Below are 23,799 nucleotides of genomic sequence, written 5' to 3'. Positions count from 1 at the left end.
GTCTTTGCTGCAGGTGACTGTACCACTGTACCATACAAGCAAATCATTATTGCATCGGGTGAAGGTGCGAAAGCGGCATTATCTGCTTTTGATTATATGATGCGTGCAGCTATATAAAGTTAAAGTAAAAAGCCTACATTTTATGATTGATTTGAACAAAGACCCTGATTTATTCAGGGTTTTTGTTTATACATAAAGAGAAATTTAAAAGTCTACATATACAGCAATTTTGAACTTTGATTTGTGCAGACTTTTTAGTCCAGTTGTCAGTGTCATATTTCGTTGGAGAATGAAAATTTTGTATTGATACACAATTTAATTGACTGCATAAAAGATAAAGAGTGATATTTTAGCTAATTGAATCACATCTATTTACTTTTACTAGCTGGTGAGTCTTGGTTTTGTCGAGTAAAGCCTTCATTGGCTTACTTTCGACAGTCTCATGTAGTTAAAGCAGCACAATCTATATAAAAGCAATACTTAGTCAAAATTAAAAGCCGAAGTATCTCCCCATGATACTTCGGCTTTTTGCGCTGTTTCATTCTTATTTTTGTATTGACTTATTTATTGTTGTAAACATAGTTTTATTGTTAGAAATTTAGTGTTTTTGTCTGTTCTAGATACCAAGGTCAATAGATAAATAAAACGTGACAAATAACTTTATTTTTATGACTTTAAATAAAGCAAATTTGATGCCAACTTTGAGATGATGTCCTCATACTGAAAGTGTAAAAGAGTTTGATGTCTAAATGATGACGGTTTCATAAAATTTTAATGCCTTAACCAAATAAGCTGAGATAATGGAAACGATTTAAAAGTTGTTCCTGACTTTCTTGATGCTTTGGGTCTGGAACAATACAGGCAATCGGGCAGACATCGACACAAGTTTGACGTTCATAGTAGCCAACACATTCAGTACATCGATCTGCATTTATTTCATAAATTTTATCACCTTCAAAAATGGCCTGATTTGGGCATTCTGCAAGGCACATATCGCAGTTAATACATTGATCTGTAATCAGTAACGCCATAATTCAACCTTAAAAATCTTTATTTTAAACAACCTGATAGGCGAGTGATGATGCTGAGATATCTATTGTTGAGTTAGGTAAATTCCGAATAAGTAGTGCATAAGCCATATTGACATCGGCTGGAATTGGAATATCTACAATATAACCTGAACCTTTTGCATCAGAAATTTCCTTTCCTTTTTGATCAAGCATTTCATTAAGCACAAATGCGATATTGCCAGAGGTTGTCATCAGTTCAAGTGAGTCACCGATCAAGAAGCGATTTTTAACTTCAATTTTGATGTAATCCCCATTTCTTTCAAGCACTTCACCAACAAATTGCTGATGATCAAATTTTGAAGAGCCAGATTCATAATTTTGATACTCACTATGGACGTGACGACGAAGAAAACCTTCGGTATAACCACGGTTGGCTAAACCTTCAAGTTGAGTCATTAAAGCCGAGTCAAATGGCTTTTCTGCAACCGCATCATCAATTGCTTTTCGGTAAATTTGCGCTGTTCTAGCGCAGTAAAAGTATGATTTGGTGCGTCCTTCTATTTTTAAAGAATGAATGCCCATTTTTGCGAGCCGATCAACGTGCTGTACGGCTCGTAAATCTTTAGAGTTCATGAAGTAAGTTCCATGTTCATCTTCTTCTGCTGCAAACATTTCCTCTTTATTGCGTTGTAATAAAACCGGTTCGCCATATTGGTGTTGTTGCTTTTTGTTGTTTTGGGCGTGTTGCTCGTCGGCATATTTATAGTTGCAACAGTCTGATGCTGTCTCCAATTCTATGATTGGAATGACATCCCCAGATGCATCTTCTGCTGCTTCGTGAATTTTATAATCCCAACGGCATGCATTGGTACATGCGCCTTGGTTTGCATCACGTTTATTCATATAGCCTGAAAGTAAGCAACGACCGGAATAAGCCATGCAAAGTGCACCATGTACGAAAACTTCAATTTCCATATCAGGTACAGTTTGCTTAATTTCTTCAATTTCATCTAAAGACAATTCACGTGATAAAATCACCCGAGTAAGTCCCATGTTTTTCCAAAACTGAACAGTTGCCCAGTTGACGGCATTGGCTTGCACTGATAGATGAATCGATATATCAGGAAAATGCTCACGCACCATCATAATTAAGCCCGGATCGGACATAATTAGCGCATCTGGTTGCATAGCAATAATAGGTTCGAGATCACGAATGAAATTTTTTAATTTACTGTTATGTGGTTGAATATTTGCGACCACATAAAATTTTTTGCCTAAAGCATGTGCTTCAGAAATGCCAATTTTTAAATTATCATGATCAAACTCATTGTTACGTACTCTTAAGCTATAGCGTGGTTGACCTGCATATACGGCATCTGCACCATAGGCAAAAGCATAACGCATATTTTTCAGTGAACCTGCTGGCGATAAAAGTTCTGTAACATGGGAAATACTCATAAAATTTTAAAGGCATATAAAAAATATGGGTTTATTGTAGATCATTAAAAAATAGTTTCAACCTAGTAAAATAGTCGGATTTTATTCACTTTTTCCTAAATTTTTTACAATTTGACAGTGATCAATCGTGGTATTGGAGGTACAAGATTGACGTAGTTCATATAATTGGGATTTAAATGAAGTTAATTCTTTAATTTTTGTTTCAATATGCTGAATATGTTCTTCAATCAATTGATCAATAATTTGACAATCTTTTTTAGGATATTGAATTTGCTCAGTAAGTTGAGAAATTTCATGTAGAGTCATGTCTAATGAACGACAGCGTTTAATAAAAATGAGTCGTTTCAATGTTTCATCATCATAATATTTATAGTTATTTTCCGCACGAAAGCTTGCTTTAATAAGCTGTTTTTTTTCATAAAATCGAATAGTGTCTGAAGAAAGTTGAGTTTTTTTGGCTAAATCGCTGATTAAATATTGATTCATCTACTGCTCACAATCTCTTGACCTTAGAGTTACTCCTAGGTTTTAAATAAGCATAATACATATGAATATTTAATCAAGGGGATCAGTAATGGCATGTACTTGTAGTCATGAACCTGCACCACAGAAGCCAAATAGTAAATTTAGAACAGCATTATGGATTGCACTATTTATTAATTTAGCTATGTTTTTTGTTGAATTAATAGGTGGTGCCTATACACATTCCTCTGCACTTTGGGCGGATTCACTCGATTTTTTTGGTGATGCGGTCAATTATGGTATTTCTTTAGCTGTGTTGGGTGCGAGCTTATATTGGCGAGCAACCGTTGCGTTGTTGAAGGGTATAACAATGGCATTATTTGGATTTGTTGTCATAACAAAAACAGCCTATGCCTATTTTAAAGGTATTCCACCCGAAGCAATCACAATGGGAGCAATTGGAATTCTTGCCTTGATTGCCAATGTTATCGCAGCTTTTATTCTTTATGCTTTTCGAGATGGTGATTCCAACATGCAATCGGTTTGGTTGTGTAGTCGCAACGATGCTATTGGAAATGTTGCCGTAATTTTGGCAGCAGTTGGGGTATTTGGTACAGGTAGTTTATTACCTGACGTTATTGTAGCGCTTATTATGGCGACGCTTGGATTAACAGGTGGCTATCAAGTTATTACACGTGCATTAAAAGAACGTGGAGAGCAAAAACAAACTATGCAACAGATTTAGTCCTGCATACTTTGCATTTTGCTCCAAAAATTAGCCCATAATGTTAGGTATTCTTGTTCAAGAATAGTCAGTGTCTGCTCATTTTGTTTAACATAGCACTGTGTGAGTAGACACCATAAATCATCTTCATGATTATCATCATTAGCAAGACGATCAGAATGATCAGCTTCACCATGGCACTCGTAGTATCCTTGACAATATTTAGGGTCATACTTGTATAGGTTCTGAGAAAGTGCTTGGCTAAAGTAAATAACTTGTTTTTCTGTACAAGCAAGAATTAAGAGTAAATGACTGTATTCATTGTAGTGGTTTTTTATAAAATCTCGAATGTGCTGAGCTTCGGCACATGGTGTACTGTCTGATGAAATGTCTAATTGTTCTATTAATTGGGTAAAATAAACCAAGTGTGATTTATTTGGAGAGCTTTTTTCGAGCTTTGCGGAATTAAAGCCTAATTCATCTATTAAGTTTAAAGACAATAAATAACGAGCATAAATTTTAGCGATGTGGCGTGATTCGGCTTTAAGATTAATCGCATGATCTAATTGCTGGGTTTGAAAAATTAACATACTTAATGCATCAGTAAAGATATGCACAATCGCATGAAAGTAATGAATATGGATATTCTGTAAATGCTCTAGCGTGAGGCGCTGTTCCAGCATTTGTTTTAATATGGGATGTTGAAATAATACATGATTGTGCATTGCTTGTTTTAAAGCATGAATGTCAACTTCGTTGTATTGCCATTGATTGGTAGGGAGCGACTGATGAATAAATAAAAGTGCATCACTACGAGCCTGAGTGGTTTTTGTAAAAGTCATTTTGATCATTGTTACATTTGTGTATATTTATATGATCATAGTAAATATAACATTAACTTACTATAGGGATTTTAAATTAATTAATACTAATTTCAAATACTTGTATGATAAAGTTGAATATTGTTCTAATTGGAAGGAATAAAAGTTAGTTATTGACTACGAGAAAAATGATATAATTTTTAAGCATTTATCATAAACACAGGTCATTAACCTGCATAGAATCATTAACTCAGTTCAATTAAATCAATTGAAGATAAGTATAGTAGGCGTAAAGTATGTCAAAAAAAGATGACATTATCAGCACGGCACTTCGTCTTTTTAACTCACATAGTTACAATTCTATTGGGGTTGATCGGATTATTAGTGAATCCGGTGTCGCAAAAATGACATTTTATAAATATTTTCCTTCGAAGGCTAAACTTATTGAAGAATGTTTGAATAAAAGAAATATGAACATACAGGAATCTTTGGAAGCAGCAATTGCTGAATGTCAGCCCCAAAATTACATAGATCACATTAAAACTATTTTTTTCTGGTATGACGCTTGGTTTCATACGGAAGATTTTAATGGTTGTATGTTTCAAAAAGCAGTTGAAGAAATATCAAAGTTGTATCCATCGACCATTCGCCCAGCCATAGAGTACAAGGAATGGTTAACTGGAAAGTTGAAAACAGCACTTGAAGGACTTGGTATTCAGCAAGCTATACAATTGGCAACTTTATTGGCGAGTTTGTTAGATGGTATGACAATTCAAGCGCAGATTGATACTAATACTGTAAAGATAGAAGATTATTGGAAGCGTGTTCAGCAATTAATTCAGCTCGAACTTTTGAATGCTTAGCATCTAAAAGTATAATATAAGATCCATACAATAAGTCATTGTATGGATCTATAATAAATATTCAAATAATAAAAAGGCGTGACAATTTTACCTGTCACGCCTCGCTGAATATAAAATTGAAACTTATATTTTTCTTCATAAATTAGAAAAATATTCATTTCAATTAGTGTGGGAAGTTTTATGACTTCCTCTTATGTTTATTTTTGTGTATTGTTTTATTTATTCCTCTGGATGTTGTTTTACTAATAAAAATAAATAGACAGACCTGTCTGTTTATATGGGCTATTATATAAACGCTATTAAGAAAATACAATAGCTTTTATTATCGAAATAAAGAAAAAAGCATCATTTTATTTATTTTCTAAACATAAAACTCTGATATAAAAAAACCGAAAATGAATTCCGGTTTTATTTAATTCCTAAATTTAAATGTTATTTTTCAACAAAAGCACGCTCAATCACATAGTCACCAAGAACGCCCATTTTAGGTGATTCTTTTAGACCATGTTGATCAAGTAATGCTGCAACATCATCAAGGAATGATGGGCTACCACAAAGCATTGCACGGTCTGTTTCAGGATTGAAACGTGGCAAACCAATTTTTTCGAATAAGTCACCAGTTTCAATTGCAGTTGTTACACGACCTTGCGTATGGAAATCTTCACGCGTTACAGTTGGATAGTAGACTAATTTTTCTTTAGCACCTAACTCACCGAAGAACTCATGATTTGGAATTTCATTTTCAATGAGATCTTGATAAGCCAATTCTGAAACAAAGCGTGTGCCATGAACAACAATGATTTTTTCAAAACGCTCGTAAGTTTCAGGATCACGAATAGTCGATAGAAATGGTGCAAGCCCAGTACCCGAAGAAAGAAGATATAAGTTTTTACCTGGGTTTAAATCATCAAGAACCAATGTTCCTGTTGGCTTTTTAGACACAAGAATGTCATCGCCCACTTTTACTTTTTGTAAGATAGAAGTTAAAGGACCATCTGGAACTTTAATTGAGAAAAACTCGAGTTCTTCTTCATAGTTGGCACTTGCAATCGAATATGCGCGCATCAATGGTTTACCATTTACTTCAAGGCCAATCATTACAAATTGACCATTTTTAAAACGCAACGCTGTATCACGTGTGGTTTTAAAGCTGAATAAAGTATCATTCCAATGGTGGACGTGAGTAATCTTTTCGACGTTGAAAGCAGCCATTAAAGGTCTCATTAAATTTTCAAGTAAGTACAACTTACTATTCTAATCTAAAATCATTCTCGATAAACTGAATATATTTTAATGAGCTTATCAGAAAAAGTGATTATGACTGAAATTAGTTTGCCAATTATTGGTTATATGCGTTCTCCTTATAAAGAAAAATTTGGTATTCCAAGACAACCAAATTTAGTTCAAGTAGAGTCCTATATTGAAATGTTTGAGCCATATAATGATTTATTGGCTTTCGATGGAATTGAAGAATTTAGTCATTTATGGTTAGTATGGCAGTTTCATGATAATAAAAATCAACAAGTTAGTTTTAAGTTTCGCCCTCAAGTACGCCCACCTCGTTTAGGTGGAAATCAAAAAATAGGGGTGTTTGCTACACGCAGTATGTATCGACCATCACCACTCGGTTTGTCGGTGGTACGGCTTAAAAAAGTTGAAAAAGTGGGTCAGTCTGTTCGTGTGTATGTGATAGGAAGTGACTTGCTTGATCAGACACCAATTGTCGATATAAAACCCTATATTCAATACTCAGATAGTGTTCCTGAGGCAATTAGTGGTTATGCACAGCATGAGCCTGATCGAAAAACAGTCATTTGGAGTGAGCAAGCGAAAGAAAAGCAAGAAAAATTACTGCAAACAGCGCAATTGACATTACAAGTGATTGATGAGTTGCAGCAAGTTTTATCACTTGATCCACGACCAGCATATCAAAAAGATGAGCAGCGTATTTACGCGATGAAATTTGCAAATTTGGATGTGAAATTTACAGTGAATGTTTTACAGGTGGAGATTGTTGATTTGTCATAAACGTTACATTGTTTTATCTTAATTTATTGTAATGAAAAGATAAAAATTGAAAATTAGCGGAGAAGCCAATAAATTGATCAGGCAAGACATGAATACAAAAATTTGCCTGATAAAAGTGATTTCTCATGTAAAAAACCAATTATGATTGTTTATTGTTGTACCTGAGTTTTGTAGCGACTTTAAATGTAGTTTTGGTTATCAATGATTTATTGAAAAATTCGGATGAATGCCGATAAGGAAACGTGAGCAATGCTTTGCAATGTGGTCAAATCAGTGGTCAATTAGCACTTTATATGATTCAACCCATGATGTTTTTTTCGTTCGCGATTTTAACCAAGATACAGCTACGACAGGCAGCTTTTTACAATATGGAACAGCGGCCATTGCAGGTATACAGGTAGGAATAAGCTACGAAGATCAGTGGGCTTGATGAGAAAAGTGACAATCACGACGAAGTGCCTGAATTACAAAATGATAAAGATGATTTAGCTGAAGCATGGCTGAGTTGGAAGAATCAGGATTAGAATTTAAAACTTGAGTGGCAAACTTTAGATTTACCTTTTGTAGGTTCACATGATTGGTGTGTGTACCGTTTTACACAACTATTTTTACCAGCACGCCAAGATTTATGTGTAGGGCACGCCATTCTGTTTGCACTTGAAGGTGCTTTGAATGAGTAAGCATGGGTAGATATAAATTCTTCATTCATGAATTTAGCTGAGTCTAATGATTTGAAAAATTTAAACCAATCTGAATATGTGATTTATAGAAGTTATAATTTTTCAGGCGCTTTAAAGGGTGGAGTGTGGCGAATTCTTTGGCTTTACAACAGCTCTACGTAGTGATGATATCTTTGTGCAAAATCGTCTTGGGTTGAAATATCTGTTTTAATTTTTTAAAAATAAAAGAAGGTAGATGATTATGATCCAACTTCTTTTTTTATATACCTATCAGTAGCTTATCATAAGGTATTAATCGCATTGCTCGGTTTTTTGTTGAGTAGAGCACATTACTTCGATAAACAATTGAGGATATATTTTTCAATCGATGCTTCATTACTATTAGCGCTATATTGAGCAAAGGCATTTTTATAATCTTGTTCGTATTCCTTGGTTTGTGCATCAAGTGTAGATGAAATGCCGTGTATAAAATTACACACTGACATTCACTTTAAAATTATTTCCAATTTTTATAAATTGAATATCGCAGTCGATAAATTTCTGAATCATCTCGGCTTGGGTCTTCGTATGTTCACTTATAACTTTCGCAGTAAATTCACCACCTTTACCTAAAGCCAAGGGCAATAACAATTGATCTGCCAAATATTCATCTGCAACAGCCTCAGACTCTAAATAAGCTTTCACCTTTTTGGATAAATCATGCGCTACATTTTCAGCACTTTTCTTCATTTCACCTAAAGCAGAAAACACTTGTTGATGTTGCTCGTAATTTAATATGACATATGCTGTATTGCCCTGACTAATGCCTTTAAAATTCAAACGCTTTCGAGTGCTTAAATCCAATTTATTATGCAGTGTTTCAAGCTCACGGTCTGCAATATCTGTTGGAATATTTAGCGCTGCCGCATAGGCATGTGTGGAAATAAGTTGACCCTTATCTAAAGCAGTATATTTAGTCTGCTGTATCCAAGGATGAATAGTGGTTTGAATCTGCCCCGCACCGATTGGGAAGAAGCCTGCACGTTCACAATGGAAGTCGACCTGAATACCTATTTTTTCAATTGTTGGCAAGAAACAATGCGTTATAAAATCAGCAGTTGGTGCCATAGGATTATGCGTACCGCCGTGAATGCTAATCTGACTGGCTTGCGACTGCATCATCAAAGCAGGTAAAAGCGTTTGTAGTACTAAAATTGTACTTCCCGCAGAACCAATTTGAAAATCATAAGTTCCTGCTTGAACTTGCTGTGGTTCAAAATACAATTTTTGAGAATGCAATTCAGCACCTTCAACCGTTGCATTGCTGATGCGTTGTGAAGCTTGAACGCAAACTAAGTGTTGACGCATTAACCCTGGTTTTTTTCTTCCTGCACGGATATTCACAAGTTCAAAGGGAATACCTGTAATCATTGATAGGGAAAGGGCAGTACGGAGGATTTGTCCACCGCCTTCACCGATTGAACCATCAATTTGAATAGTTCTTTTTTTAAATTGTGTATTCATAGCTTTTATCTTAAAAAATAGGGTGAACATACTGTCAGCGCATGGTGATGAATAGTGAGCTGTAACGATGCTTTCGCAAGGGTTTGACTTGTGCTAAGTGATGGGTTGAATTGTGCTTAAAGGTTTAAGCTGACCCACTCGCTCTGCAAGCCACTACACGTTATTTTCAATCCTGTGTTGTGGAAGTAGGGGATCTTGCACTCGCCCAGTATGTTCAGTTTTTGTCATCTTGAGAGATAACAAAACTTGTCAAATGTATCGTTAAGATTCAATTAAATCAATTTGCCAATTGTTTGCTTGAATTAATACATTTAAATCACGTAATTTAGCGCTAATATCATCGGCTTGCTTTTGCAAAGATGATACAGGAATCACTTTACGCCATTTAATCTCACGAGAGCTATAACGATCAGGCTCACGGTTTGTATTGCTAATCGCAGACGTTAAAATTTTATGGCGTTCCACCAACTCATCACGTTGGGTGAGTAAAGCTAGTAATGAGCGACCATCATTTAACTTTGCCAAAGCATTGGTTTGGTGAATGGCAAAAACCAATTTTTGCGATTCCTGTGTTAATGCAAAGACTTGCTTCAATAGCTCGTTTGGATCTTCCGATGGTTCATCACCATCTTGTATCAATACATTGGCATTGATACGCTGTTTCAGTGAAGCGAGTTTCTTCTGTTGATCGCTTCGTAGTAATAACGCTTCTGCGAGTTTCATTTTTTATCCTTATAACTTCAATATTTAGTGAATATTTAACACAATAATTTGATATAAATCCTGTTGAGGTAAAGTATTTACTACAACTGATTCTGCAAATTCTATAACTTCATCTAAAGTTTGGTCTTCATGCCAAGTAGTCATGAGGTTGTAATTATCATCTTCAGGTAGATCATAATTACAAAATTCTAGGTAACTCCAATCCAAAGCATCATCCCAAATTGAACATTCATGACCCAAGCTAAAGCCCAATAATATTGCTCTGATTTTACAATCCAATCACAGCAAATATTTCGCCATTCATTACTCACACTATCGCTATGTATTGCAATCACTTAAATGTAAGGTTTTTGCGGTAAATCAAAAGTAATCTCTTGATTCGAGATAAGCTCATTACGCAAAACTACAATATCTCTATGTGCCATCAATTTTCCCTACTGAATAGCATTCTCGAATTTTCAATGAAGCAAAATTCCTCCTGACTAATTTCTTTAAAATCCAGATCAATATCATGAATTGTATTTATGTCTGTATTCACACTGCCTTGAGTCCACGATTCAATAATTTCAAATTGAATCTGATTGTCCATTAAATATTTAAATATTTCATATGCTATTTTAGTTGCTTTAATGGCTTGCTCATCTTCACAAAACCAATCTTCAGGTGGATTAAAGCCCAATTCAAGTGGTCTAATTCTAAATTGGCAACTGCATGACTGCACATTCGGATAGCCTGTAATATACCAACGATGTTCGAATTTCATTTCAATAATTTCAGGAATATAATCGGGAAGATGTTGCGTAAATGAAATATCTTCACAGTTGAATAGGGCTAAATCTATCCATTGTTCTGTGCTAATCAGCAAAACATTACACATCATCATCTCCTTATTAATCTGCGTGAAAAGACACTCATCCTTTTACACAAACAACCTGATTCAGTGTATACACCACTTCTACCAAATCAATCTGCGCTTTCATCACATCTTCAATCGGTTTATATGCAGACGGAATTTCATCAATCACCGCTTCATCTTTACGACATTCCACACCTTGCGTCTGTGCAATCTGATCTTCCACAGTAAATTGTTTTTTTGCAGCAGTGCGACTTAAAACCCGACCAGCACCATGCGAACACGAACAGAAAGACTCCTGATTTCCCTTACCTTTGACAATAAAAGACTTCGCACCCATTGATCCAGGAATAATTCCATACTCACCTAAACGCGCACGTACAGCGCCTTTACGAGTAACTAGAACTTCCTGCCCGAAGTGCTCTTCCTTATCGACATAATTATGATGACAATTCACCGCTTCAACTTTGGCATTAAACGGTTTATTAATAATGATTCGTAAAGCCTGAACTGCGGCTTCCATCATTAACTCACGGTTTTTCATGGCAAAACGTTGCGCCCAACCCACAGCAAACCAATAATCATCAAAATGTTCTGTTCCTTCAACCAAATACGCTAAATCTTTATCAGGCAAGTTAATAAAATGCTTCTGCATATCTTTACGTGCAAGATCAATAAAATATGATCCAATTGCATTTCCCACACCACGAGAACCCGAATGCAACATAATCCACACTTGTTGATGCTCATCTAAACAGATTTCGACAAAGTGATTTCCTGTTCCGAGTGTCCCTAACTGCGTGCGATTATTGGTGTTTTTTAAACGTGGATGTTTGGCACAAATATAATCAAAATCGGTTACCAACTCAGACCACACAGCATCGACACGTTCAGATGGATTTGCCCAAGAACCTCGATCACGTTGTCCACGGTTTTTGGTCATTCCATGTGGAATTAAACGCTCAAGCTCGGTACGTAAAGCGAATAAATTATCGGGTAAATCGGAAGCGGTCAGGGTGGTACGAGATGCCATCATCCCACAACCAATGTCGACACCCACCGCTGCGGGAATAATTGCACCTTTAGTTGGAATCACACTTCCAATGGTTGCACCAATTCCAACATGCACATCTGGCATCACTGCCATCCATTTGTAAATAAACGGCATTTGTGCAGTTTTCAAAAGTTGGTCTTTCGATTTCTCATCAACAGGAACACCTTTGGTCCACATTTTAATTGGGACACCTTTAGAATCCTGAATAATGTTATAAGCACGTTCATTCGATGCTTGTTTTTCAATTTGTTCAATTACTGACATAGTCATTGTTTTATTCCTTTCTCTATACCTGCCTGCTAAGCAGTTGCAGGCAGGTGAATGTCATACACACTATGATGTATGTTATGTATACTGCAGTGAGTGTGCCAAGTTTGATTTTGATTTAATTTTCATTTATTAATGTATTGATATTTAATTGATTAATTTATTGTGTATGAGTTTTTTGTTAAACTTTTAGTGTTATAGAAATTATTTTAAGTATAAAAATAAATAATTAAATATAAAAATAGATAGATATTATCTGGATTGAAATAACCATTACATCCGCCATGGCGATATAAATGCCAGGGTGAGCGTTCTACCAATATGAATTGAAAATAAGATAGAATGAAGAAAATAACATAACAATAGGGTAATTATGTCAAGCCAAACAATGCTTTCATTAGAAAAAGCACAATCTTTATTATTAGATTTACTTGATCAACAAGATTATTTTAATGTTGAGCTAATGGATCAAATTCAATGCTTAGTGATAGGGCATGATCAATATTTTCAATTGCAGTGTTGGCAAGATTTGTTAAAGCAAGATACGGCTATACGAAAACATTTCACGGATTTTTTAAAATTTTATTTGGAATTTTTTCCAAAAATTCAGCAAGGCTTTGAGCAAACTATGGTTGTGCAAATGCAGAAATTCGAAACTGCATTGCAAAAATATCAAACTAGTATGACGGTGGACGATCAAACTGAAACATGGAATCAACTACAGTCAGATTCTGAAATGGCTTCGATTTTCCAAGAGCAATCAGGACAGGAACAATTAATATATTTAAACTATTGGCTACAGGTATTTAGTCCGTTTGCAGAACACAATGTAAGTTTGTTTTGGCAAGTATTTCAGATTTATCCAATGGAAACATTTGAATTGTTACTACAATTGCCTAGATCTTACTTAAAAGCTGAAAATATAGAAATTTTCTATCAATTATTTAAAGAAGAAAAATTAAGTTTTGCAACGGCAGGTATTCGCCCCACGCAGTATATTCAGTATTTTTATGATCAATTTCCAGAATTTTTAATGCAAATCCCACAGCGCTTTTTGCAAACATCTTCTAGTCATTTAAAGGAAAAGTTAATAGGTTGTTTGTCTGATCGTCCTGTGCTTTTGGTAGAATCTTTACAGCAGTTTATTTTAGATACTTTCATTGAATATGCTAAACATTCTAATCAAAGCATATTCAATATGAGTTTGGATGCTTTAGCACAATGTAAAACAATCATTATTCCTACCGAAGTTATTCAAAATTTAAAAGATTTATTACATGATGATGAGGTCTGGTTTCGACCGATGTCAGCTATGCGAGCATTACATGGCATAGGTGTACAAGATCAATGGTTTAAAGATCATTTACTTGATGCTTTAAATCATGCTTATGGCTGTGATGATGAATCACCCCAAAGCACCAGTATAGATTTACTGGTACAGTGGCAAGAGAAAGGCTTGTATGTGGCTGATAAAATTACACAATTATTAAATGAAGCGATTGCAGAAAATGATCAAGACGTTATTAAAAACCTATGTGTATATTTAGATGCTTATCCACAATTGGCAAGTCATTTTCAACCTATATTGTGGCAATGGATTGAATCTCTAAGCCAACAGCCTCAGGGTGAGTACTGGCTTGATGGAAAAATATTGAAGACATTTTTACAGTTGAGTGAATGGGTAATATGGCAACCCAATACTCAGCAATGGCAAAGTTTAGAGACCGTTTTACATGAAATTTTAGAGTATTTATCACCTGAAGATCGTGAAGAGTATTTTGAATCTTTAATACAAAATTTAAAATTAGATCGGGTGATGATTCAGGATTTAAAACAATACTACATTGTCAAAGATCAAGAAAATCATGCTGAGAATCAGGAGAATTAAAATCCCAAAGTCACAAATAAAAATGTTTTTTAAATTGAATTAGCTATATTAAAATAAGTGGAACTATAAAATTTTATAGAAAAATATGCAAAAAGCTAAAAAGACAGTTGTGATTGGTTTTGTCGGTTCTACACTCGATCAAGGCAAAAAAGAAGAGCGTTGGCAACGGTGGCGACCAACGCTAAGCTTACTGATGCATGAAGATTTGTTGGTTGATGAATTGGTTCTATTACATGATCGTCGCAGTTCAAGTCTGATTGAACACTTACAAAAAGATGCTGTGCAGATTTCACCACATACACAGATCAAAGGTCATCAAGTCAATATTCGAGATCCGTGGGATTTTTCCGATATGTACGGTGGGTTGTACGATTTTGTAAAATCCTACCCATTTGATATAGAAAGAAATCATTACTTTTTACATATCACTACAGGAACGCACGTCGCACAAATTTGTTGGTATTTACTCATCGATGCGCATTATTTACCTGCAAAACTCATTCAAAGTTCTCCGACAGGTAAGCAACAACCTGAAGGTGAATATCGCATTATTGATTTAGATTTATCACGTTATACCGCATTAACGCAGCGTTTTGAGTATGAACAATTGGAAAATTGGCAACAGCTCAAATCTAATATTGCCACTAAAAATTTGAACTTTAATCAAATGATTCTGGAAGTTGAACTTGTTGCTACAAGATCAAGTGCACCTATTTTAATTATGGGTGCAACAGGTGTAGGTAAGTCACAATTGGCAAAACAAATTTATGCTCTTAAAAAAGAAAAGTTTCATCTAACTGGGCGATTTATTGATGTCAACTGTGCCACTTTAGTTGGTGATGGTGCAATGTCTACATTATTTGGACATAGCAAAGGTGCATTTACGGGGGCAGTTTCGGCACGAACAGGTTATTTAAAAAGTGCAGATAAGGGTATTTTATTTCTCGATGAAATAGGTGAGTTGGGTTTAGATGAGCAAGCTATGCTACTCAAAGTATTGGAAGATAAAATATTTTTTCCTGTCGGAAGTGATAAAGAAGTTCAAGCTGATTTTCAATTGATTGCAGGGACAAATCGAGATTTACGAGAAGAAGTTCGAGCAGGGCGATTTCGTGAAGATTTATGGGCACGTTTAAATACATGGACATTTTTTTTACCGAGCTTGAAAGAACGTCGTGAAGACATTGCACCCAATATTGAGTTTGAATTACAGCGCTTCGCCAATGTACATCAACGGCAATTACGTTTTCATAGTGATGCTTTGGAGAAATATTTACAGTTTGCACAATCACATGAGGCGACTTGGCAAGGGAATTTTCGTGATTTAACTGCAAGTGTTACGCGTATGGCGACATTGGCAAATGGTGAGCGTATTGGTTTAAATGAGGTGAATGCTGAAATTAAAAGACTGCAAAATATTTGGAATATTGGTGAACATGTAGAAAAACAATATTCAGGATTAAGCGCTATTTTGACTCATCAAAAGATTGCTGAAATAGATGAATTTGATCGTATTCAACTTGAGGGTGTGATTGAAATTTGTCGCAAATCGAAGTCGATGGCAGATGCGGGACGGCGTTTATTTGCAGTGTCTAGAGCGGAACGGCAGAGTACCAATGACAGTGATCGGGTGAAGAAGTATTTGGCAAAGTTCGGGCTGACTTGGAATGTAATTTCTCAATAAAAATGGGGGCAATAATTGCCCCCATTCATGTATTACGTACAAAGCAATATTCGTTTAAGGTACTAGTAAAAAACGTGAAATTGCAATTCTTAACTGTTTTAAGTAGCCAGTAAAGAAATGATTTGCACCCGGTAAAACCGTAATAATATGACGTTGGGGTTTCGCCCATTCTATCAAATCACTTAATTTTGTGGTTGGATCAGCTTCACCATGTACAAATAGAATATCACCCTTAATGGCGGGCGTTTCATAATTACGAATACCATCTACAGTTGTCGTTGGTAGACCACATAAGATCATCTGTATAGGTTTGAGCTCATCTTGTAGCGCATGATAGGCTTTTGCCATTACATGTGCCCCAAAACTAAAGCCTCCTGTATAGAAAGGTAGACCTTTGTGTAATTGTCTAACATGTTTAATAACATCTAAAATGTCATCAGTTTCGCCAAAACCTTCATCGTGGATACCTTCGCATTGACCTGAACCACGAAAACTTGGGCGATAGACGACACATCCCTGTTCAGTCAGAATCTGAGCAAGTAAAGCGGGAATTTTATGTTGAGGTGTACCACCCTGAAGCGGGTGTGGATGACAAACGACAGCAAATCCTTTTACTTCGCCCACAGGATAGTCAGCAAAAACTTCAATTTTGCCAACCGAACCTTGTATGAACAGTTGTTCGGACATAATTTAAACAATAAATAGTAGGGAGAAGGTGTATTTTACCGATTTTGCTCACAGAAAACACAAATTGGCATTAAAATATTCTGACTGTTATAGTTTGATTAGTTATTTTTTGATCAGGAAAACCATGCTTGCTTTAATTTCACCCGCAAAAACACTCGATTACGAAACTGCGCTACCTACAGATAGCCACACTTTACCAAGATTACTTGATCAATCACAACAGCTTATCGACGTTAGTCGTAAGTTATCTGCTTCAGAAATCGCCAATTTGATGAGTGTAAGTGAAAAAATTGCACAATTAAATGCAGAGCGCTTTCGTGATTGGAATATTGACTTTAGTTTTGCCAATGCGCGTCAAGCTATTTTTGCATTTAAAGGTGATGTTTATACTGGCTTAGATGGATATAGTTTGTCGCAAGATAATCTCAATTTTGCACAAAATCATTTACGTAGCTTATCAGGTTTATATGGTTTATTGCGTCCACTTGATTTGATGATGCCATATCGTTTAGAAATGGGCACAAAACTTGCCAATGAACGCGGTTCGAATTTATATCAATTTTGGGAAGATCAAATTACTCAATTGATTAATGATGATTTAGAGCAAGTAGATGCTAAAATTTTATTGAATATTGCTTCAGATGAATATTATAAATCGGTGAAAGAAGCCAAAATTCAGGCAGAGATTATTAAACCCGTATTTTTAGATCAGAAAAACGGTAAATATAAAGTCATTAGTTTTTATGCCAAAAAAGCCCGTGGTTTGATGGCACGCTATATGATTGAACATCAAATTGATCAAGTAGATGGTATTAAATCATTTAATACGGATGGTTATTATTTTGATGCAGAAAGCTCATTGAAAGGTGAACTCGTTTTTAAACGTGATGAGAAAGTGGCTTAAGTGATTTAGCCTAAGAGTGAGGTGCCCAATGCAAAATGATCATGAGAAATTTCAGCAGTATTGGGCACAATTTTCGGCTGAATTGAACTTAGATAATAAGCAAGTAGAAGAGTTATATTCATTACTTATAAATGCCTATACCGAGCCACAGCGTTACTATCATACTTTTCAACATATAGTTGAATGCCTTGATTTATTTCATCAAATTAAAGAACAGTTGAATGATACCATCGCAGTCGAACTTGCGATTTGGTTCCACGATGTGATTTATGATCCTAAAGCCATAAATAATGAAGAACAAAGTGCAGAGTTGATGCAAAAGTCTTGTTCAAATTTATTGGCATCTGATCAAATTCAAAAAGTCTATGATTGGATTATTGCGACAAAAAAACATCAAGCATTAACTGATCAAGATTTAAACTATTTGCTTGACATAGATTTGGCAATATTAGGAAGTTCAACAGCTCGCTTTGCCGAATATGAACAGCAAATTCAGCAGGAATATACTTGGGTTGAATCTGACTTGTATAAGCTAAAACGAGCTGAAGTTTTGCAGTATTTTTATCAGATGCAGCCAATTTATCAAACGCATTACTTTAATCATTTATTTGAAGATCAGGCGAAGCAAAATCTGTTGAAGATGTTGTCTAAAAAATGAAAGACATCATCAACAATCAATCCTAGATGATTTCTGATTGATGATTATTTAAAAATAATAATTAAAAACAATAAAATGACCAATCCTATACCAATACGAATAAACCATTGTGTGCCATCTAAAGCTTGTTTTTGTTGACGGCGGGCACGTGTAGTGGACGTATTATTTTGTGGAATTGACTTATCAAAAGAAGGTTTTTCTTGTGTAGCCTGATCATAACGTGCAGCTAAATCGAGTAGCCAACTTTCTGCCTCTTTATCTTCGGCGTGAATACCATTTTCAGGCGCTGCAAAAAAGCCCATCGCTGTATCAAAGGACTCTTCGTCTAATTTCACTTTAGCAACTTCAATCAAATTGTATAAAGCTTGTTTAGGATTGCGTTCTACATATTTACCATTGGCATAGAAGTAAGCGATGACTTGCATTGCATCTATATCATGTTGTAATGCTTTAGTTTTGAGTAGCGCAACTGCTTCTTGTTTTTGCTGTGGTGTATTATCAGCATCATCTAGGACAGCTAGAATAGCTCGTGTCGATGTATGACTTGCCAATGTAGCTTGTATACTTTGTGGTTGAGGTGTCGCTGTTTGCTGCTGAATGGATGGATTAGATGTAGCGTGAGTCGATGCTTCAGGTGTATAAGCTTGTTGATTAGATTGTTTTTTTTGATGTGTATTTAGTATTGCAATAATTTGTGTTTTGAACTTATGCAAATGATCTTCTGAGGCTGCATCTTCAAGCGGTTTCAGTAAAATATGCTCTTCAAAGCACTCTTCCCAAAGCTTTTCATGTGTAAAAGCATTGATAAACTCAAAGGCTTGTTTATAAAATTCAGCCATTGCAGGGCTAAGCAAGTGTTCAGGAATATCTGATTCAGTATAGCGAATTGCTGAAAATACTTTTTCAGCTTGCGTTGCTGTTTTTGGTTGATAGGGAATAATGAGTGTTAAATCAATAGGCGTTGTGTCGTATACCCGAATTTTCATATAGATTGCATCTGTACGACCAGAGGGTGGGTAGGCGTGAATATCCTCGCAAAAAATTAAATAAGGGTGTTGATAGATATTTTCATCGAGCTTTTTTAATATCTCAGATCGAGCATTGTCAGACATTTCTTTTACGATATTAATTTTTTCTCCTTCAGGGACAAGAACCATCGGGGGGAAAGACGAACCTTGCATCATAAAGCTGGCATAAGCCGCAAAAAAACCTGCCTGTGCAAAAGCAGTCTGTATATTTGGTGGTAGTGAAGCATCCGTTGCAAAACGTAAAGAGGATGGAAAATACCGAATAGGTCCCGATTGTAAATCTGAGGTTTGCTTTTGAATATATGCGACACAGCTTTGATTGTTGGCTGAGGAGTCAAAAAGTAAAGTCGTAAGTACTGTCATTGGGAATGACATACGATCTTCCGTCACACAGACCTGATCAAATTCATGGCGGAATTCAAGATCAGGTTCATTGCTAAAACGGGCTTTATATTCGGCAAAGTCAAACCACTTTAGCGAGTTTTGTCCCAAATGTGCGATGACTGCACCCAAATAATAAGTCATCCCAATGAGGAAGTTAAGTTTTTCTCTATTTTGAAAAAAAGATGCAAAATCCTGTTCTGTGAGTAATTCAGTTTCTCTAATACTTTGTAGTAAGACATCGAGTTCAGCGACACTGCGTATAGAAAAATCAAAATCAATCAGATCAGTGCTGCTCCGATAATAGTTTCCACCGGGCATATAAGTATTATTTTGTAATGCCGAAAGATATTGTTTCGCCATTTCATTGGTGTCGCGCTTTTTACTTTGATTGATGGTCTCACAACGGCTTTCTACGTAATTTTTACAATTGCGTTTTGATTCAGTACCTTGATAGAGTAAATCTTGTAAAACACCTAAAGGCAGACAAACTTGCTTTTCAATGATTGCTACCATTGAAGAAAAGAAATCGAGAGGCAGATTATAATCAGAAGGTAAAATTTTTATAGCTTCATGATAGTTATACCATTCTGTTTCTGTAGAGGTTCTTTGGTTGATGGTTTCGCATAAGTAGCCTGAAATACTCATCAGAAATTTAAGACCATCAAACTCTGCAACAAGATCATTGGGGCGAATATTTTGATGATGTAAGTCGATGAGTAATTGATCAAGTTGATCAAGACTTTCATCGCTATAATTTGCTGTAATTTGAAATAATCGTTCTGAATAGCGTAAACCATTCTCAGGCAATGTCTTAGCATGAAAGTGTTGCATCAATACGTGCATATCTTGTTGTGTTTTTCTACTCATACGATTCTTCTTTTTAAAGCGATGAAAGATATTTTTCGCAAGAATATCAAATCACTATCCATTATGTATATAAATTACGTAATGAATTAAACTGATTAACTTAACTATTTTGCTTAAAGGCTTCAATTGCACGAATACGGCTACTTTTAAGGTCAACAATCGGTTTTGGATAGTCTAACAACATATCGGGATTTTTAGCATAAGGTTCATGAATGGTCTTGGCATCTAAATGCGCAAGTTCAGGTAACCATTGACGAATATAGTCGCCTTGCGGATCAAACTTGATTGACTGACTGATCGGATTGAAAATTCGGAAATAAGGCACAGCATCAGTTCCTGTCGATGCACACCATTGCCATCCACCATTATTGGCAGCCAAATCGCCATCCACTAGGTGTTGCATAAACCATTGTTCGCCTTGTCTCCAATCGATGAGGAGGTTTTTACACAGAAACATCGCAACAATCATACGAACACGATTATGCATCCAACCTGTTGTAAGCATTTGACGCATACCTGCATCGACAATCGGAATACCTGTTTTTGCATTTTGCCAAGCCTGTAAATCATCAGGCGCATTACGCCAAGGAATATTTTGAGTACTGATTTTGAAAGGAAATTTTTTCGATACACGAGGGAAATCGAACAAAATATGCTGATAGAATTCACGCCATAATAGTTCATCGAGCCATGTCTGTTGACCTGTAGACTCAATTTGAAAATAGCCATTTTGTGAACGAAATAAGGCTTGAATACACTGTCGAATAGAGATTATCCCTATGTTTAAATAGCTCGAAAGTTGGCTCGTTCCCTCAATATGTGGAAAATCACGTTCAGTATGATAATGCTCAACACGATCTTCAATAAAATTATCAAGTAAAGACCAAGCATGTTGCTCCGATATAGCCCATATAGGATGTGTATTGGTTTGCCAATTCGATGAGTAAATTTGTTCTACTTTTGGAATGTCTTCCGATTCAATGTTATAAGCAATCGGGGCTTGAATCTCAGGTTTTGGGTAGCACTGTGGAATCGAAATACTAAGCTGTTCATAGCAATATTTTTTAAAGGCACCAAACACTTGATAGGGCGTATTGCTTTTATTACGAATTGAACCGACAGGAAAAAGTGTACGATCATGATGTAAAATTAAATCTTGGGCATGTTCATTCAGTAATTTTTGTATTTTAAAATCACGCTGTAACTCATTCACACCACATTCGATATTTGCATGAACATGTTGAATACTTAAGTCATTACACATCTGTTGAATATACGGTGCGATATCGTGCCAAAGTGGTATAGTTTTAATAATGAGTGGAATATTAAGCTGCGCCAAGTCTATTTTGAGTTGTAACAATTGACGTAAATAAAAATCAATTTTGATAGGGGCATCATCATGTTGTTGCCATTGCTCAGGTGAGAGTATGACTAAGGCAATCGCTGAACCTGATGTTGTTGCATGCCACAAAGCACTATGGTCGTGTAGTCGTAAGTCTTGTCTAAACCAAATGAGTGTATTTTCTGACATAACGAGGCTGAATAATTCTAGATAATTATTTTTGATTATTCACTTTTTATGGACTTTAAATCAACTGTACGTATGAATTGAATTTCAGTTTGATCATATTGTGGCTGTTGTAGTTGTTTTTGAATGAGTCCAAAAATAATTGGATTCCATGCAGATAAACGTTGGTCATTTTCTTTCCAATGGTATTCGGGCCAATCACGTTGTTGTGTAATTAGATTAGATTCTTTTTCCATATCTTGCATAAATTTGAGTACAAACTGAGTACCACGCCATTCGTCATCTGCAAAGACTTTTTGACCACCAATATAGATTCGATTCTTCATGTGATCTGGAATTTTAAGTACATCAGTATCATTAATTAAAAAAAGTCTACGCCAAATATGGGTATAGGGCTGTTTATAAATTTGTTTATAAAAATCAGTTGGATTCTGTGGGAGAGTAGGGAGATTTCTAGTGCCACTTCCATTCTCTCGTTTTAGTGAGCGGTCTGCCCAAAATGCTAGACTTTCCAAATACCATGAATTTTTAAATTGTGTATAACTATATTGGTATAAATGAAAAAATTCATGAGTAACAGTGGCCCAAGAGCCTGGAAAACCATCTAAGTTATTGGAAATAACCAAAGCAATAGAACACGGCATTTGAATCATATCTTTTGCAATATTAGGATGTTGAGCTGCTCTTTCAAAGGCTATTCCATTTCCCTTCATATTTTGCAAAAAAATGGCAATTCCTGTTGCATGGTTTTGATAACGAGGTGATTTGAGTGGAGAGCGAAAGCCTGCTAGGTGGAACATATCACGGCTACTTTTAGCTTGAAGAGCAATATTTTCAACATAATCAGGAATAGTATTTTTGTTGATATCTGCTGTTTGTGGAATTTTATGCTCACTATTGGGTAGATCTGAGTAATACACATAAAATTCATCGAGTTGATAAACTTTATTCAGTTCATTTGCCCAATTAGGTGATGAAATATGGCATTGGACGGTTTGAATTTTTTCTTTTGCATAGGTATATGACGTAATTAGGTTTATGCTTAAGAGTACAAAAGGAATTGTGAGCTTCATTGTTATTATTTCTGTCATTTTGATAGAATTTATTCTTTTTGACATAAAAAAGGCAAAGTATTTACTTTGCCTTTTCAGATCAGTTAGATCTTAGTGGTGATGACCACCTGCACCGTGTACATGACCATGCTCAATTTCTTCAGCAGATGCATCACGAACTTCAGCAATTTCAACATCAAAAGTTAAATCTTGACCAGCAAGAGGGAAGTTAGCATCAACAATAATGTTGTCGCCTTCAATTGCTTTAACAGTAACAATTTGAACGCCATCATCAGTTTGTGCTTGGAACTGCATACCTGCTTCGATGTTTTCAACACCTTGGAACATTTGAGCAGGAACTTCTTGAACTAAATCAGTGTTGTATTCACCATACGCTTCAGCAGCAGGAATCGTTACTGTGAATTTATCACCAGTTGTTTTGCCTAAAAGTGCTTTTTCAAGACCTGGAATGATGTTACCAGCGCCTTGCAAATAGACAAGTGGCTCACCTTGTGATTTGTCAAGTTGCTCACCTTCAGCGTTAGTCAACGTATAGTGGAAAGAAACCACGTGGTTATTTGCAATTGCAGTCATGTCATTGATCCATTCAATATTTTAAGGAAGCTATCATAAAGTGAAATGCATTTTTTGTAGACTAAAATTTCTAAAAAAA

The 23,799-nt window shown here is 35.6% G+C and carries 23 protein-coding genes and 1 pseudogene; 9 read left to right on the top strand and 15 right to left on the bottom strand.

Going from position 1 to position 23,799, the window contains the following annotated elements; all coding sequences use genetic code 11:
• Window positions 1–117 (top strand): annotated as a pseudogene (locus ACK2M2_RS10380) (pyridine nucleotide-disulfide oxidoreductase); the annotation flags it as partial.
• 662 nt (window positions 118–779) lie between these two features.
• On the opposite strand, the gene ACK2M2_RS10375 reads toward ACK2M2_RS10380, so the two are convergent.
• From ACK2M2_RS10375 to ACK2M2_RS10365, 3 genes are all read right to left on the bottom strand, one after another.
• On the bottom strand, window positions 780–1,031 hold the full coding sequence (locus tag ACK2M2_RS10375; RefSeq protein WP_409512061.1) for a YfhL family 4Fe-4S dicluster ferredoxin: 252 nt from the start codon (window positions 1,029–1,031) through the stop codon (window positions 780–782).
• Window positions 1,032–1,055: 24 nt separating this feature from the next.
• Window positions 1,056–2,468, bottom strand: coding sequence for a tRNA 5-hydroxyuridine modification protein YegQ (yegQ, locus tag ACK2M2_RS10370; RefSeq protein WP_419348127.1), 1,413 nt, complete (start codon window positions 2,466–2,468; stop codon window positions 1,056–1,058).
• A gap of 81 nt (window positions 2,469–2,549) precedes the next feature.
• Window positions 2,550–2,954, bottom strand: coding sequence for a Cd(II)/Pb(II)-responsive transcriptional regulator (locus ACK2M2_RS10365; RefSeq protein ID WP_409512059.1), 405 nt, complete (start codon window positions 2,952–2,954; stop codon window positions 2,550–2,552).
• Window positions 2,955–3,042: 88 nt separating this feature from the next.
• On the opposite strand from ACK2M2_RS10365, the gene ACK2M2_RS10360 reads away from it, so the two are divergent.
• A complete protein-coding gene (locus ACK2M2_RS10360) occupies window positions 3,043–3,675 on the top strand; it encodes a cation transporter (RefSeq protein ID WP_419348125.1) in 633 nt (210 codons plus the stop codon).
• Here the strand turns inward: ACK2M2_RS10360 and ACK2M2_RS10355 are convergent.
• On the bottom strand, window positions 3,672–4,505 hold the full coding sequence (locus tag ACK2M2_RS10355) for a hypothetical protein (RefSeq protein ID WP_409512057.1): 834 nt from the start codon (window positions 4,503–4,505) through the stop codon (window positions 3,672–3,674). The genes ACK2M2_RS10360 and ACK2M2_RS10355 overlap by 4 nt on opposite strands.
• A gap of 266 nt (window positions 4,506–4,771) precedes the next feature.
• Here ACK2M2_RS10355 and ACK2M2_RS10350 point away from each other — a divergent pair, with 266 nt between their 5' ends.
• On the top strand, window positions 4,772–5,338 hold the full coding sequence (locus ACK2M2_RS10350) for a TetR/AcrR family transcriptional regulator (protein WP_409512056.1): 567 nt from the start codon (window positions 4,772–4,774) through the stop codon (window positions 5,336–5,338).
• 432 nt (window positions 5,339–5,770) lie between these two features.
• Here ACK2M2_RS10350 and ACK2M2_RS10345 read toward each other — a convergent pair whose 3' ends face one another.
• Entirely contained in the window at window positions 5,771–6,550 is a 780-nt protein-coding gene (locus tag ACK2M2_RS10345; RefSeq protein WP_409512055.1) for a ferredoxin--NADP reductase, read from the bottom strand.
• A gap of 105 nt (window positions 6,551–6,655) precedes the next feature.
• On the opposite strand from ACK2M2_RS10345, the gene tsaA reads away from it, so the two are divergent.
• Together tsaA and ACK2M2_RS10335 are read left to right on the top strand one after the other, a co-directional pair.
• Window positions 6,656–7,366: a tRNA (N6-threonylcarbamoyladenosine(37)-N6)-methyltransferase TrmO gene (tsaA, locus tag ACK2M2_RS10340; RefSeq protein WP_419348135.1), complete on the top strand. Its 711-nt coding sequence runs from the start codon at window positions 6,656–6,658 to the stop codon at window positions 7,364–7,366.
• Window positions 7,367–7,592: 226 nt separating this feature from the next.
• Window positions 7,593–7,796 (top strand): hypothetical protein, encoded by a 204-nt coding sequence (locus ACK2M2_RS10335; protein ID WP_419348120.1) that lies wholly within the window; start codon window positions 7,593–7,595, stop codon window positions 7,794–7,796.
• Window positions 7,797–8,517: 721 nt separating this feature from the next.
• Here ACK2M2_RS10335 and rtcA read toward each other — a convergent pair.
• From rtcA to ACK2M2_RS10310, 5 genes are all read right to left on the bottom strand, one after another.
• Window positions 8,518–9,549: an RNA 3'-terminal phosphate cyclase gene (rtcA, locus tag ACK2M2_RS10330; RefSeq protein WP_419348118.1), complete on the bottom strand. Its 1,032-nt coding sequence runs from the start codon at window positions 9,547–9,549 to the stop codon at window positions 8,518–8,520.
• Between the two features lie 261 nt (window positions 9,550–9,810).
• Complete coding sequence (locus tag ACK2M2_RS10325) at window positions 9,811–10,272, bottom strand: DIP1984 family protein (protein ID WP_419348116.1); 462 nt, start codon at window positions 10,270–10,272, stop codon at window positions 9,811–9,813.
• Between the two features lie 24 nt (window positions 10,273–10,296).
• On the bottom strand, window positions 10,297–10,512 hold the full coding sequence (locus tag ACK2M2_RS10320) for a DUF7684 family protein (RefSeq protein WP_419348114.1): 216 nt from the start codon (window positions 10,510–10,512) through the stop codon (window positions 10,297–10,299).
• Window positions 10,513–10,696: 184 nt separating this feature from the next.
• Entirely contained in the window at window positions 10,697–11,149 is a 453-nt protein-coding gene (locus ACK2M2_RS10315) for a hypothetical protein (protein ID WP_419348111.1), read from the bottom strand.
• Between the two features lie 34 nt (window positions 11,150–11,183).
• On the bottom strand, window positions 11,184–12,443 hold the full coding sequence (locus ACK2M2_RS10310; RefSeq protein ID WP_419348132.1) for an RtcB family protein: 1,260 nt from the start codon (window positions 12,441–12,443) through the stop codon (window positions 11,184–11,186).
• A 376-nt stretch (window positions 12,444–12,819) separates the two neighbouring features.
• Here ACK2M2_RS10310 and ACK2M2_RS10305 point away from each other — a divergent pair, with 376 nt between their 5' ends.
• Both ACK2M2_RS10305 and rtcR read left to right on the top strand, forming a co-directional pair.
• Entirely contained in the window at window positions 12,820–14,334 is a 1,515-nt protein-coding gene (locus ACK2M2_RS10305) for a hypothetical protein (protein ID WP_419348108.1), read from the top strand.
• An 85-nt stretch (window positions 14,335–14,419) separates the two neighbouring features.
• Window positions 14,420–16,018: an RNA repair transcriptional activator RtcR gene (gene rtcR / locus ACK2M2_RS10300; protein ID WP_419348105.1), complete on the top strand. Its 1,599-nt coding sequence runs from the start codon at window positions 14,420–14,422 to the stop codon at window positions 16,016–16,018.
• Between the two features lie 54 nt (window positions 16,019–16,072).
• Here rtcR and ACK2M2_RS10295 read toward each other — a convergent pair whose 3' ends face one another.
• On the bottom strand, window positions 16,073–16,705 hold the full coding sequence (locus ACK2M2_RS10295) for an alpha/beta hydrolase (protein ID WP_419348103.1): 633 nt from the start codon (window positions 16,703–16,705) through the stop codon (window positions 16,073–16,075).
• Window positions 16,706–16,829: 124 nt separating this feature from the next.
• On the opposite strand from ACK2M2_RS10295, the gene yaaA reads away from it, so the two are divergent.
• Window positions 16,830–17,609, top strand: coding sequence for a peroxide stress protein YaaA (yaaA, locus tag ACK2M2_RS10290; protein WP_419348101.1), 780 nt, complete (start codon window positions 16,830–16,832; stop codon window positions 17,607–17,609).
• Window positions 17,610–17,637: 28 nt separating this feature from the next.
• The gene (locus ACK2M2_RS10285; protein WP_419348099.1) at window positions 17,638–18,267 is read left to right on the top strand and encodes a metal-dependent hydrolase; all 630 of its coding nucleotides are present in this window, start codon (window positions 17,638–17,640) and stop codon (window positions 18,265–18,267) included.
• Window positions 18,268–18,311: 44 nt separating this feature from the next.
• On the opposite strand, the gene ACK2M2_RS10280 is transcribed toward ACK2M2_RS10285, so the two are convergent.
• The 4 genes from ACK2M2_RS10280 to ACK2M2_RS10265 form a co-directional block, all read right to left on the bottom strand.
• The gene (locus tag ACK2M2_RS10280) at window positions 18,312–20,546 is read right to left on the bottom strand and encodes a hypothetical protein (RefSeq protein ID WP_419348096.1); all 2,235 of its coding nucleotides are present in this window, start codon (window positions 20,544–20,546) and stop codon (window positions 18,312–18,314) included.
• 100 nt (window positions 20,547–20,646) lie between these two features.
• The gene (locus ACK2M2_RS10275) at window positions 20,647–22,077 is read right to left on the bottom strand and encodes a cryptochrome/photolyase family protein (protein ID WP_419348093.1); all 1,431 of its coding nucleotides are present in this window, start codon (window positions 22,075–22,077) and stop codon (window positions 20,647–20,649) included.
• A gap of 35 nt (window positions 22,078–22,112) precedes the next feature.
• On the bottom strand, window positions 22,113–23,147 hold the full coding sequence (locus ACK2M2_RS10270; RefSeq protein ID WP_409512043.1) for a hypothetical protein: 1,035 nt from the start codon (window positions 23,145–23,147) through the stop codon (window positions 22,113–22,115).
• Between the two features lie 90 nt (window positions 23,148–23,237).
• A complete protein-coding gene (locus ACK2M2_RS10265) occupies window positions 23,238–23,720 on the bottom strand; it encodes an FKBP-type peptidyl-prolyl cis-trans isomerase (RefSeq protein ID WP_409512042.1) in 483 nt (160 codons plus the stop codon).
• Window positions 23,721–23,799 lie beyond the last annotated feature (79 nt).

Origin of the sequence: Acinetobacter sp. TY1, assembly GCF_048551395.1 — a bacterium.
In the GTDB taxonomy this organism is placed as follows: domain Bacteria; phylum Pseudomonadota; class Gammaproteobacteria; order Pseudomonadales; family Moraxellaceae; genus Acinetobacter.
The sequence above is the reverse complement of the archived record's forward strand: the minus strand, read 5'-3'. Positions and strand labels throughout refer to the sequence as shown.